We start from the raw sequence: 12376 nt of genomic DNA on the forward strand, positions 1-12376 counted from the left end.
AAATTATCACCTTAAGTTATTTATTATTTGTCTGAGTTTATTGAAGTGCCAGCATCGCTGGCACTTTTTTGTGAGACCGAAATGAATTACCGGGCATCCGCCAACTGGAGTGATGCTTCTTCTTGTTGAGCATTTTTTCGCTGTTGTTCAAGTTCCAGCGCACCGCGATGAGAGAGGTAGCAGAACAGGATGCAGCAAACAATACCCCCCATCAGCAGATAGAAGCCGCCGTGCCACCCCATTTTGTCGACCATTACGCCAAACAGACTGGTGCCCAGCGATGCGCCAAAAATGTAGCTCATAAATCCGCGCAGTCCTACTGCAGAACCTACTGCGAAGCTGGGAACGATTTCCATCGTCTGAACAGAAGCGAGGAACTGTGGAACATAGATCAGGCAACCCACAATGGCGGCAAAAATAGTGACCATCAGCAGGGATTCACTTTTCCAGTAGCCGATCAAACAGACGAAAATCAGCGCCATACAAATCATGGCCAGCGGCATGCGACGGCCTTTAAACAGTTTATCGGTAAGCCAGCCCGCCAGTAATGTGGAAGGGATTGCCGCCCATTCAAAAAACAGAAAAGCGATGCTCATTTGCTCTTTCGAGAAATGTTTTTCGGTTAACAGATAAATAGGCAACCAACTAATCATGCCAAAACGCACCATATAGACGAAGACATCTACCAGTGAAACATACCAGGCATTCTTATTACGCAGCACATAGGTGCAGAAAATCTGGAAGGCACTCATATTTTCTGGTGCCTGGACAGCGTGTCGGGAATTTAATACTACTTTTTCTTCCGGCATCATTTGTTCCAGAGCCGGTAAGCCTTCCTGGCGCGGTGAACCTTTCCCCAGCATCAGCACAATAAAAGCAAACAGTACGGCAACACCGGCCGGGACAATATAGCTGGCGCTTTGCCAGTGCTCGCTCCCTAAAATGGCAAAGGCGGCACCAACAATCGGAGCGACAATACCACCGCCAACGTTGTGAGAAATATTCCAGAATGCGCCGACGCGTCCACGTTCTTTACGCGGAAACCAGTTGGCAATGGTAATAAATGAAGGACCAACGCCCATTCCCTGGAACAAGCCATTGAAAACGACCAGAGCGGCAAAAATCCAGAATCCGGTACTGAATCCTAAACCGACGTTTACGATGGCGCACAGAACCAGGCCGCATGCCATAAAGACCTTAGGGCTGGCCTTGTCTGCCAGACTACTCATAATGCCTTTACTGATCCCATAGGCAATAAGCATACAACTGCTGAGTAGACCAATTTGCGTGGCACTGAGATCCAGATGTTCTTTCAGGTACGGTGTTGAGAGCGTGAAGTTATTGCGCACAATATAGTATGCGAGATAGCCAAGAAATACACTGAGTAATGCCTGAATGCGGTATCGGCCATAAGTTTCCTGGACTTTCTCCGCCGGGACTTTATTTGCTGAAGGCCCTGCCTTAAATATGGATAACATATCATCACCTAAATTTATATTGATGTGAATATCAGGATTTTTCGTAGTGAAGAGTGAAATAGACGGCAGAGAAACTCAAGTTGATGAAATGAGTCACTATTGACACAATTTGTGGATTGCGTGGCTGATTTTGACTCTTTTTAAATAATGGCTTTTCAATTCTATTCTTTTACGGACGCTTTTATCATTAGCGTGTGCGGATATTAACAAATTCAGACTGCGTTTTCGGGTATTCTTCACCGATGTCGTCACTTTCCGTTTGGTTATTCTACGAATAACCTTATTCTTCCCCCAGTCGGTGATAAACGGGTAAGTTTTGTCTCAATATTATTTTTTGCACATGTTGGTATTTATGAACAGGATCACAAACAGACTTTTGGGCCGGGGGCGTTGTTGGGCGATCTCGCTCTGTTTTATGTCATTGTCGGTGAGTTGCCTGGCTCAGGGTAAAGAGCTGGTAATGGCGACAACCTTTTCACCGGGGGCAACGGCCTGGATTATTCAGCGTTGGCAGACTGAACCGGGGTCGGTGATGATTCGCACGTTAAACCGGACCAGCAGTTCGTTGGAGCAACTGCTGGATACCGCGAATGCGGAAAATGTTGATCTGATTTTGACCTCATCCCCTATGCTGTTGCAGCATCTGCAGGAACATCAGAAGCTGGCGCCCTTCGACAATGCGTTGCCGGAAAGCCAGCGGCTGGTGCCAGACTCTATCCGTTCGACCTCCGTGGCAGTGGCGATATCTGGTTTTGGTCTGTTGATTAATCGTTCTGCGCTGGCGGCACGACATCTGTCGCCTCCTGCCGACTGGGGGGACTTAACGCTGCCCAAATATCAGAACGCGCTGTTGATGAGTAGCCCATCGCGTTCGGATACCAACCATCTGATGGTTGAGTCATTGCTACAGCAAAAAGGGTGGGAAGCGGGGTGGGCGACGCTGCTGGCGAGTGCTGGAAATCTGGTGACGATTTCATCACGCAGTTTTGGCGTAGCCGACAAAATTAAGAGTGGCCTGGGCGTGGCGGGGCCGGTCATTGATAACTATGCCAACCTGTTGCTTAACGATCCTCACCTGGCTTTTACCTATTTTCCACGCTCGGCGGTATCGCCAACCTATGTGGCTGTTCTCAAGAACAGCCAGCACACAAATGAAGCGCGTCGTTTTATCCGCTATTTGTTAAGCCCTGAGGGACAGCGGATCCTTGCTGATGCGAATACGGGAAAATATCCGGTAACGCAGCTCGCATCTGATAATCCCCGCGCTGCTCAGCAGGCTATTTTAATGAACCAGCCTCCGCTTAATTATCGACTGATCCTTAAGCGGCAACAGTTAGTGCAGCGGATGTTTGATACCGCCATCAGTTTTCGTCTTGCGCAACTGAAGGATGCATGGCGGGCGCTATACAGTGCGGAAGCGCGCCTGAAACGCCCGCTACCCGAAATCAGAGCCTTACTGACCAGCGTTCCGATAGATGCCAAAAGTAGTGAAGATGAAGCCTGGCTTGCGCAGTTTGATAATAAAAGCGTTGCCGAACAGCAGATGATGGAGTGGCAGCTCTGGTTTCTTAAAAATCAGCGTCAGGCGATATCAAAACTGGAAGAATTAAAATGAAAGGTGGATCGATACTGCAACGCCTTCGCCAACTCAGCATCAGCAGCAGCCTGCGGGGAGCCTTTCTAACGGGCGCATTACTGACGTTGAGCGTAAGCTGCGTCAGTTTGTACTCCTGGCATGAGCAGAGCTCGCAGATACGCTATTCGCTTGATGATTACTTCCCGCGCGTGCATTCCGCTTTCTTGATTGAAGGAAATCTTAACCTGGTTGTGGACCAGCTAAATGAATTCCTGCTGGCTCCCAATACGACGGTAAGGCTGCAACTGCGCAATCAGATAATCTCGCATCTGGATAAAATCGAAGTGCTGAGCAGGGGGTTGCAATCAGCAGAGCAGCAGCAACTGGCGGTGATTTTGCAGGACAGCCGGGCGCTGATGGCGGAACTGGACCGGGTGCTCTACAACATGTTCCTTGTACGCGAAAAAGTGAGCGAACTTTCCGCGCGCATTGATTGGCTACATGATGATTTTACTACTGAGCTGAATTCACTGGTGCAGGATTTTACCTGGCAGCAGGGGACGTTGCTGGATCAAATCGAGGCCAAAAATGGAGATGCGGCGCTGTATCTCAAACGTGCCCGAGAGGTGCAAAACGAGCAGCAGCAGGTCTACACCCTGGCAAGAATTGAAAACCAGATCGTTGATGATTTACGCGACAGGCTCAATGAACTGAAATCGGGTAGCGACGATGGCATGTTGGTGGAGAATCACATCCGCTACCTGGAAAATCTGAAGAAAACGGCGGATGAAAATATCCGTACCCTCGATGACTGGCCCAGCACTATCACACTGCGACAAACTATCGATGAGCTGCTGGAAATCGGGATGATGAAAAATAAAATGCCCGATACGATGCGCGATTATGTCGCAGCGCAAAAAGCGCTGGTTGATGCCAGCCATGCCAGAGAGGCCACGCTTGGGCGCTTTCGAACACTGCTGGAAGCGCAACTGGGGAGTAGCCATCAGCAAATGCAGACGTTTAACCAGCGGCTGGAACAAATTGTTCGCGTCAGCGGTGGGCTTATCCTGCTGGCGACGTTGCTGGCGCTACTTCTCGCCTGGGGGCTTAACCACTACTTCATTCGCTCGCGTCTGGTGAAGCGTTTTACTGCGCTCAACCAGGCCGTAGTGCAAATTGGTCTTGGCAGAACGGATGCCTCTATCCCGGTGTATGGACGCGATGAACTGGGGCGTATCGCAGGCTTGCTACGCCATACTCTGGGGCAATTGAGCGCGCAAAAAAATCAGCTGGAACAGGAAGTGACCGAGCGCAAGGAGATTGAATCCGATCTTCGCGCAACGCAGGATGAGCTGATCCAGACGGCAAAACTGGCTGTGGTCGGCCAGACTATGACCACGCTGGCGCACGAGATTAATCAACCGCTGAATGCGCTGTCGATGTACCTGTTTACGGCGGGGAGGGCAATCGAACAGGGACAACCCGCTCAGGCCAGAAGCACATTAACCAAAGCGGAGGGGCTGATTACTCGCATCGATGCCATTATCCGTTCACTGCGTCAGTTTGCGCGCCGGGCCGAGCCTGGCACGCCTCTGCATCCGGTCGATCTACGTCAAACGTTCAACGCTGCCTGGGAACTGTTGGCCATGCGACACAAGCCACAGCAGGGTTCGCTGACGCTGCCAGACCGGGGCGTGTGGGTGGCTGGTGATGAAGTGCGTATTCAGCAGGTGCTGGTAAACGTCCTGGCAAATGCGCTGGATGCCTGTCCGGTTGCGGCGAAAATAGAGGTTCACTGGCAGACCGAAGGCAGCCGGTTGTGCGTATTTATCAGCGATCACGGTCCCGGCTGGCCTGGGGCATTATTACCATCACTGTTAAAACCGTTTACCACCAGTAAGGATGTTGGCCTCGGTATTGGCTTATCGATTTGTGTATCGTTAATGATGCAAATGAACGGCGAACTGCGCCTGGCGTCGACCCCGGGGCGCAATGCCTGCGTCGTTCTGCAATTTAATCTGACGGATGTAAACGATGTTGAGTGATGAATATTCTGTTCTGCTTATTGATGATGATGCCGATGTTCTTGACGCTTACACCTTGTTGCTTGAACAGGAGGGATATCATGTATTCGCATGCAGTAACCCTTTTGATGCCCGAAATTGGTTGCAGGCCGACTGGCCAGGGATTGTCCTGAGCGACGTGTGTATGCCTGGCTGTAATGGAATTGACCTGATGACGTTGTTTCATCAGGATGACAATCAGCTTCCGATCCTGTTGATCACCGGACATGGCGATGTCCCTATGGCGGTGGACGCGGTGAAGAAAGGTGCGTGGGATTTTCTGCAAAAACCGGTTGATCCTGGCAAACTGCTGGTGTTGGTAGAGGACGCGTTGCGGCAGAGAAAATCTGTGATTGCACGTCGTCACTATTGCCAGCAAAAGCTCCAGGTTGAACTGGTCGGCTACAGTGACTGGGTTAATCAGTACCGCCAGCGCTTACGGCAACTGGCTGAAACGGATATTGCCGTCTGGTTTTATGGCGAGCCGGGAACCGGACGTATGACCGGTGCCCGTTATTTGCATCAGCTTGGGCGCAGCGCTGAAGGACCGTTTATTCGTGGGGAGTTGACGTTAGAGAATGCGGGGCAACTCAATGACCTTATTGCCCAGGCGCAAGGGGGAACGCTGGTCCTGAGCCATATTGAGTGCCTGACGCGCGAACAGCAGCACCAGCTGGTGCATTTGCAAAGTCAGGAGCGGCGTCCGTTTCGCTTAATTGGCATTGGCGCCACTTCGTTGGTGGAACTGGCGGCAACCAACCAGATTGTGGCTGAACTATATTACTGTTTCGCGATGACGCAAATTGGTTGCCAGCCGTTGTCTCAGCGCCCGGATGATATTGAGCCGCTGTTTCGCCATTATCTGCACAAAGCCTGTCTACGTCTGAACCATCCGGTGCCTGAAGTTGAAGTGGATTTACTGAAAGGCATGCGGCGTCGCGTGTGGTTAAGCAATGTCCGGGAACTGGCCAATGCCGCCGAGCTTTTTGCCGTTGGGTTATTGCCACTGGCTGAAACCGCGAATCCACAGCTACATTTGCCCGAACCGACACCGCTCGATCGTCGGGTCGACGAGTACGAGCGACAGATCATTACCGAAGCGCTTAATATTCATCAGGGACGTATTAATGAAGTGGCGGAGTATTTACAAATTCCGCGTAAGAAACTGTATTTGCGCATGAGAAAATACGGACTGAGCAAGGAACACTATAAGTTTTAGCAGATGGCATGTGGGGAAGAAGAGCGGGTGACGGTATTTCGGTGGTGGCACTAGCGTTCACCGAAATACGCGACGAAACTCTGGGTGATTATCGGGGTGTTTTTCTTACCACATCAAATCGTCAGGAATGACAAAATCAGCATACGGATCGTCTTCGTCCTTCGCTTCCTGGCTCAGTTCGCAATTTAGAACAATATAGCTTGCATCGCGCTGGGCAATCTTGTCGGCGACAACAGCCGGGATAATGGCGTATTCGCTCTCGCTGCTGCTTTCAGCCGTCAGGCGGGCAATGGCCAGACGGCCCTTGATCAACTGAGACTGGGTTACCTTATCAACATAAACTTTTTTGATCAGGTTATTGTCAGTAAAGTTGTAACCAATATCGCCACGGGAAATGGTGATTTTGTTCATTTCAATCAGTTGCTTGATCTGCGCTTTGTATTCTTTAGACAATGCGGCCTGCTTCTGCTGTTCGCTGAGCTGCTTATCACGCTCGACCTGTGCTTTTTTATTTTCTTCAACCGCTTCTCTGGCTTCACGAGCCTGAACGCGCGATTTTTTCGCCGTTCTCTGCACTTTCGCCATTTTTTTGCTGCTGACCAGACCTGCTTTAAGCATCTGTTCTTGTAGGGTAAGTTTTGTCATTGTCGCTTCTAATCCAAAAAATCGTTGCAAGGATTATAACCTTAACGTTCGGCGGGACGCCAGAATGACGGCCGCGCCATGGCTGTTATCTCGGGCTGCTGTCACTGTCCTGTATCTCTCTCCCTTTCTGAATCAGTTGATGATTACCTGATTCTTTAATAAAAAATAATATGCCAAATAAGTTAATGAAATGGAGTATAGATTCGCATGTGTTAATTATTTAGAGTTTTATTCTAATTGAAGTAATTAAATAGAGTTATACTGGCAAAAATTTAATCTAAAAAACAAACAGTTGCCCATTGTTCAAATTTAAAGAGCCGCTTCTTTACGCCGATAACCATGGTGAAAATATGGATAATGGAGGGAAGTGGCATGTGGTGGGTTTATCGAATGCCGATGAAAATGAAGTTAATAATTGCGCTACAACCATTATTACTGGCGTTATGTTGGTTTGCTGGTTCAGGAATATTAACGCGCATTGAGACAGAACGGCAGATGGAGAATATTGCCCAACTGACAGCGCTCGCACACAGTGCCGGAAATGTAGTGCATGAATTGCAAAAAGAACGCGGTATGAGTGTCGGGTTTCTGGGGGCTGCAGGGAAGACGTTCAAAGATGAGTTAAATGCACAGCGGGCTTTGACCGATCGCGAGATCGAGGTATTTGTGCGGTCACTGTCCGATACTGCATTACCGGAAGGGGATGTCGCCACCTCTGTCGCCACGTTTAAGAAAAACATTCTTTCTCTCTCCACTATACGGGAGAACGTCACGCAATTAGGGCTTCCGGCTTCAGATGTTGTTAAGTTTTATACCAACGTCATTGCTGATGTGCTGATTTTTGTGGGTAGATTGGGGCAGTTGACGGATTCTGGCGAGATGGCAAACGCATTCGCCGCCTACTACAACCTGCTGAATTTAAAAGAACAGGCGGGTATTGAACGAGCTCTGCTGTCAAATATCTTTTCCTCCGGCCATTTCGCCGACGGACAGTTACATCAGCTCAGTGATGTCGTCAGTAAACAGAACGTTTGGTTGGCAGAATCGTTACGCTTGAGTTCACCGGAACAGGCAGCCATGTTGAAAAGCCGCTTACAGTCAGCAGAAGCGTCAAAAGCCCTCGCATTTCGTGAAACCGCGTTTAGCCATGCCGCCAACGGTGGATTTGGTGTCGATCCTACTACCTGGTTTAAAGTACAAACCCAGCGTATTGAAGTGATGCGGCAGATAGAAAATGTGACGGCGAATCGTCTGTTGGCGAATGCAGAAAAACTCGCGCAGGATGCACGAAAAAACTGGCAAATATATATGACTGTTAGCCTGTTAGCGCTCCTGGCATCATTGACGTTCGCTGGGGCCATCGCAATTAATATGCACCGTCAGTTTAGTGACACGCTACGCAAGATTGCGGGTATGAATGGCGATCTGACTCAACGTCTGGCGACCCCGGGCAAAGATGAGCTTTCCTCACTTAATCGTGCCTATAACACAATGCTGGAAAGTATTCAGCATATCGTACAGGAGATTAAGCAAGGCTCCGTGGTTTTGTCCGATGCCAGTAGCAGTATTACGGCGGGAAATCAGGATCTGGCTCAACGTACAGATGAACAGGCTGCATCAATAGTAGAAGCTGTGGCCAGCATGGAGCAGCTATCAACTGCGATTACGCAAACGGCGGATAATGCCCGCGAAGCGGAGCATCTGACAATCAGACTGGAAAAAGAGGTCCGACAGGCCAGTAACGTTGCCAGTGCGGCGAACCAGAGCATGGGGGATATTCGCGCTTCCAGTGAGAAAATCTCGAATATTGTGACCTCGATTGATGATATTTCGTTTCAGACTAACTTACTGGCGCTGAATGCGGCAGTGGAAGCTGCTCGGGCAGGAGAGATGGGCAGGGGGTTTGCTGTTGTAGCCAGTGAAGTGAGAAATCTTTCGCAGCGTTGCGCCAAAGAGGCTAACCAAATCCGTGAGTTGGTCGCGCAGAATATGGTCAAAATTAGTGAGGGTGTTGAGCGGGTTACTGCATCTGCTACCGCGCTGGAAGCCGCAGCGGATAATACCACCAGTATGAAGCAATATATTGCGGATATCGCTCGTGTGGCGACGGAGCAGTCACAAGGGGTAACCCAGATAAACCTGGCATTGCGACCGATGGAGCAGGTTACACAGCAAAATGCGGCGTTGGTATCTCAGGCGGCGAGCGACAGCCAGAGGCTGGACAATCTGTCGGCAACCATGAAGGATCTGGTTAACCGTTTTGTTGTCTGACGTGGCGCCGTTTAACCGACCCGGAAAACATACCGGGTCGGTTAGTTATCGTATCCTCATGGTGAGGATAGGAAGGAGCATTGGTCAGGTACTTTCAGTGGGTTAGAAAAAGATTTCTGACACAGGGATGTCGTCGCTGGTAAAGTGAGCAACCAATACCGAGATCTGGCCAGAAGGGAATTCAGTGTGACTGAGCGTATTGATTATCAGGCTGAAAAATACAGTTTTACTGAGGCGACAGAGTGTTCCCGTCTTACCGGCCAGTGGGCTGATGTTATTGCTGAATGCCGGGAAATGAAGGCGGGGCCCCAAGAACGTCTTCGTATTGCTTTATTGAATGTGGACTATGTGACCAGCTTTGAGCTGCCTTTCCGCCTGTTATTACTCCGTACTCCACAACTGATTGCCAGCGTGCGTGAAGAGCTGCAGCTTAGTCAGAAAAACGTCATCTTTAACGGCAAACGCTTTGGATGTGTTTACAGCCTGAAAGCGAGTCTCGGCGGGATCCCGGATGAATTTCAGTACCGCCTGTCACATCGTATCCGGCGCATTAGTCCTGCAGGTTCAAGCGAAGCGCCATATCAGCAGATTGCTAAAACAGTAAAAGCGCCGCGTGAACGTCTGAAGCTGGCACTGGAATCGGGCCTTGATGTCACTGCGCTGGACGGGCTTTTCTGGTTTGGCAGCCAGCGTATTGCCGCTGATGTGTTGAGGCTGAGAAAAGCAGGGATGCGGATAGCGACAAAGCAGACAATGGTGTCCGACAATCTTACTGCAACAGTGAGGAATGTGCCGTTTTACCGCCTGGCCAAGGGATGAACTGACTGGTAAATGATAGGATTTTGACTGGATGCCTAAGAATTCATGGTGTCCCTGCAGGAATCGAATGAAGGTTTAATTGATTGATATTTTGGTGTTTATAAACTTAATTTTTGTTGAATACCATCACAGATACCATCAGGTGATTGTGACAACTCCAATTCTGGGTATCTCGAGAATAGAACCTGGGAAAGTGACCTGCATTGAATTTACTCCCTACCTTTTTATGAGCGGGTCATCCCATCGGTTCGGTTTGTGAACTGTTACTATAGCCATGTCGAACAACGGAAGATGGCAGAGGGAATATGGTGAGTCATCATTGGCTGGACCAAATGACAGAATGCTTGAAAGAAGCCCGAAAGAAACATGAAGACCTCAACAAAAAAGATGCTATTGAGTTTAACGTCTTTCGGTATATCACTGCTGACGAAAATGGTCTTTCACGCATCATTGCGGATTTGCTAAACGTGAACGATGTCCATGGTCAGCAAGCCCTCTTTCTAAGTAGCTTTCTGGAATTGATTGGAAGAGGGTCATGGGATGCAACATCTTGCAGATTTGTACAGTGTGAGCAGCAAACCGATGCCCTGGGCACTAAACGTCGAATTGATATCGTCGTACAGGGGGAGCGATGGACTTTAGGGATAGAGAACAAACCCAGTGCAGCCGATCAACCTAACCAGGTTTTGGACTATCTCCACGAGTTAAGGAAGCGCCGCAGCATACTAAACGAGACTTTGCTCATTTACCTAACTCCTGAAGGGAGCAGGCCAAGCCTGATTAGTATTGATGAGTACCAATGTGATGCCGCTCTTCAGTCTGGTGAACTTGTCCTCCTGTCTTATCAAAGCATTGTTGCGTGGCTGGATGGGTTATGCAAAAACGATGCGGTACCTTATCGTGTGCGAGTCTTTTTATTCGATTTACAGCGTTTTATTTCGGCGAATGTGCTGAATTGTAGGGAGGGGAAGGTTGTGGATGTGTTGTTAGACAAAATCTTTAACGACGATTCAACGCTGGATACAACGTTAAGCTTATTGAGCCTGCAAAATAGCATTTATCAAACCCTGACTAAAAAAGCGACTGTAGATTCAATCTGTCAACGCAACACCCCTTTCAATTATCTCTTTAGGTGTTTTGAACTTCAGTGTCTTTCTCGGTCTGTTGTTTAGCTGAGCTGCAACCTGATCCAGCTCATATTGAGTATATTGGGCAAGGCATGTCTTTTTGGGAAAGTACTGTCGGATTAGCCCATTAGTGTTTTCGTTTGTTCCCCGCTGCCAGGGGCTCTGAGGATCGCAGAAGTAAACTTTAACTCCTGTGCTGCCAGTAAATTCCAGATGTCTGGCCAGCTCCATTCCTCTGTCCCATGTCAGTGATCGCCGGAGTTCAGGTGGTAAGCTCAGGAATTTATCTGTAAGAGCCTGATTCACTGATAAAGCGTCTTTGCCCCTGAGTCTCAGGATGATCGTATAACGTGATTTTCGGTCTACAAGTGTGGCTATATGGGAGTTTTTTGTACCCGAGACTAAATCGCCTTCCCAGTGTCCCAGAGAGCGTCTGTTATCGATATGCCGGGAACGTTCGTGGATTGGCGTTCCGTTCACTATGTTGATAGTGCCTCTTTCACCTTTGCGAGTATGGCGCCTGCCATGACGGAGGCTGTGCGATCGGCGCAGGTGCTGTACGTTCAGGTGGTGTAGCGCTTCACGACTACGAAAGTAAAGCGTCTTATAAATTGTCTCAGGTGATATTCGTAGTGTTTTTTGACGCGGCTTCGTTCGCCTTAACCATCCTGATATTTGCTCTGGGGACCACTTCATCTCAAGCTTTTCCAGAACAAGCTCTCGCAACGGCATATTCTGATCCAGTAAGCACGGTTTTGGTCTTTTAGCCATCCTGTTGGCCCGGTTATTCGCATCAACGGCTTTGTAATAGCGCCTACCACGATTACGCTGAACTTCACGTGAGATTGTTGAAGGGCTACGATTCAGCATTGTAGCGATGGCTCGAATGCTCATTTTAGCTGACAGACCGGCTCGTATTTCCTCGCGCTCAGACAGCGTCAGGTGAGCAACAGCTCGCTTGCGCTCATTGGGTTTTATGCCGCCAGTATCTCTTAACATCGTGAAGATGGTCCCTGGTTTCGAACCCAGGATATTAGCTATCTCACTGAAGCCTTTTCCGTTCTTCCACAGTTCAAAAACAGATGTTTTTTCCTTTGCTGTAAATGTTCGTCTCATTCAACAATCCTCCGCAACTACATGTTTTCACATGACTGTTGCGTTGACCAATTGAATCTACA

At 49.1% G+C, this 12376-nt stretch carries 9 protein-coding genes; 6 read left to right on the forward strand and 3 right to left on the reverse strand.

From position 1 onward, the window contains the following. Positions 1-86 precede the first annotated feature (86 nt). A complete protein-coding gene (pgtP, locus tag OGX92_RS06525) occupies positions 87-1478 on the reverse strand; it encodes a phosphoglycerate transporter PgtP (RefSeq protein WP_003834854.1) in 1392 nt (463 codons plus the stop codon). A gap of 415 nt (positions 1479-1893) precedes the next feature. Between pgtP and pgtC the strand changes: the two genes are divergently transcribed. The 3 genes from pgtC to pgtA are packed head-to-tail and all read left to right on the forward strand — an operon-like array spanning position 1894 to position 6336. After that, on the forward strand, positions 1894-3093 hold the full coding sequence (gene pgtC / locus OGX92_RS06530; protein ID WP_286586342.1) for a phosphoglycerate transport regulator PgtC: 1200 nt from the start codon (positions 1894-1896) through the stop codon (positions 3091-3093). 11 nt (positions 3094-3104) lie between these two features. After that, entirely contained in the window at positions 3105-5099 is a 1995-nt protein-coding gene (gene pgtB, locus OGX92_RS06535; protein ID WP_286586344.1) for a two-component system sensor histidine kinase PgtB, read from the forward strand. Beyond that, positions 5089-6336, forward strand: coding sequence for a two-component system response regulator PgtA (gene pgtA / locus OGX92_RS06540; RefSeq protein ID WP_191222321.1), 1248 nt, complete (start codon positions 5089-5091; stop codon positions 6334-6336). Before pgtB ends, pgtA begins: the two co-directional genes overlap by 11 nt. Positions 6337-6441: 105 nt before the next feature. On the opposite strand, the gene OGX92_RS06545 is transcribed toward pgtA, so the two are convergent. Next, positions 6442-6981, reverse strand: coding sequence for a DUF2058 domain-containing protein (locus OGX92_RS06545; RefSeq protein WP_020996692.1), 540 nt, complete (start codon positions 6979-6981; stop codon positions 6442-6444). Positions 6982-7353: 372 nt separating this feature from the next. On the opposite strand from OGX92_RS06545, the gene OGX92_RS06550 reads away from it, so the two are divergent. From OGX92_RS06550 to OGX92_RS06560, 3 genes are all read left to right on the forward strand, one after another. Further along, positions 7354-9252 carry a methyl-accepting chemotaxis protein gene (locus tag OGX92_RS06550; protein WP_286586340.1) on the forward strand — a complete coding sequence of 633 codons (1899 nt, stop codon included), beginning with the start codon at positions 7354-7356 and terminating at the stop codon, positions 9250-9252. 186 nt (positions 9253-9438) lie between these two features. After that, complete coding sequence (locus OGX92_RS06555) at positions 9439-10071, forward strand: ECs1377 family protein (RefSeq protein WP_063940581.1); 633 nt, start codon at positions 9439-9441, stop codon at positions 10069-10071. A gap of 308 nt (positions 10072-10379) precedes the next feature. Continuing rightward, positions 10380-11243, forward strand: coding sequence for a PDDEXK-like family protein (locus OGX92_RS06560; protein WP_286586341.1), 864 nt, complete (start codon positions 10380-10382; stop codon positions 11241-11243). On the opposite strand, the gene OGX92_RS06565 is transcribed toward OGX92_RS06560, so the two are convergent. After that, the gene (locus OGX92_RS06565; protein WP_001254955.1) at positions 11163-12314 is read right to left on the reverse strand and encodes an IS30-like element IS30H family transposase; all 1152 of its coding nucleotides are present in this window, start codon (positions 12312-12314) and stop codon (positions 11163-11165) included. The two genes, OGX92_RS06560 and OGX92_RS06565, sit on opposite strands and share 81 nt — an antisense overlap. Between the last annotated feature and the right edge of the window lie 62 nt (positions 12315-12376).

The sequence above is a fragment of the Citrobacter sp. Cpo089 genome (genome assembly GCF_030332695.1).
GTDB classification, from domain to species: domain Bacteria; phylum Pseudomonadota; class Gammaproteobacteria; order Enterobacterales; family Enterobacteriaceae; genus Citrobacter; species Citrobacter portucalensis.

Bases quoted from the DNA above. Each gene is read 5' to 3' on its own strand.
- pgtP (WP_003834854.1), bottom strand. From the start codon at position 1,478: ATGTTATCCATATTTAAGGCAGGGCCTTCAGCAAATAAAGTCCCGGCG.
- pgtC (WP_286586342.1), top strand. From the start codon at position 1,894: ATGTCATTGTCGGTGAGTTGCCTGGCTCAGGGTAAAGAGCTGGTAATG.
- pgtA (WP_191222321.1), top strand. From the start codon at position 5,089: ATGTTGAGTGATGAATATTCTGTTCTGCTTATTGATGATGATGCCGAT.
- OGX92_RS06545 (WP_020996692.1), bottom strand. From the start codon at position 6,981: ATGACAAAACTTACCCTACAAGAACAGATGCTTAAAGCAGGTCTGGTC.
- OGX92_RS06550 (WP_286586340.1), top strand. From the start codon at position 7,354: ATGTGGTGGGTTTATCGAATGCCGATGAAAATGAAGTTAATAATTGCG.
- OGX92_RS06565 (WP_001254955.1), bottom strand. From the start codon at position 12,314: ATGAGACGAACATTTACAGCAAAGGAAAAAACATCTGTTTTTGAACTG.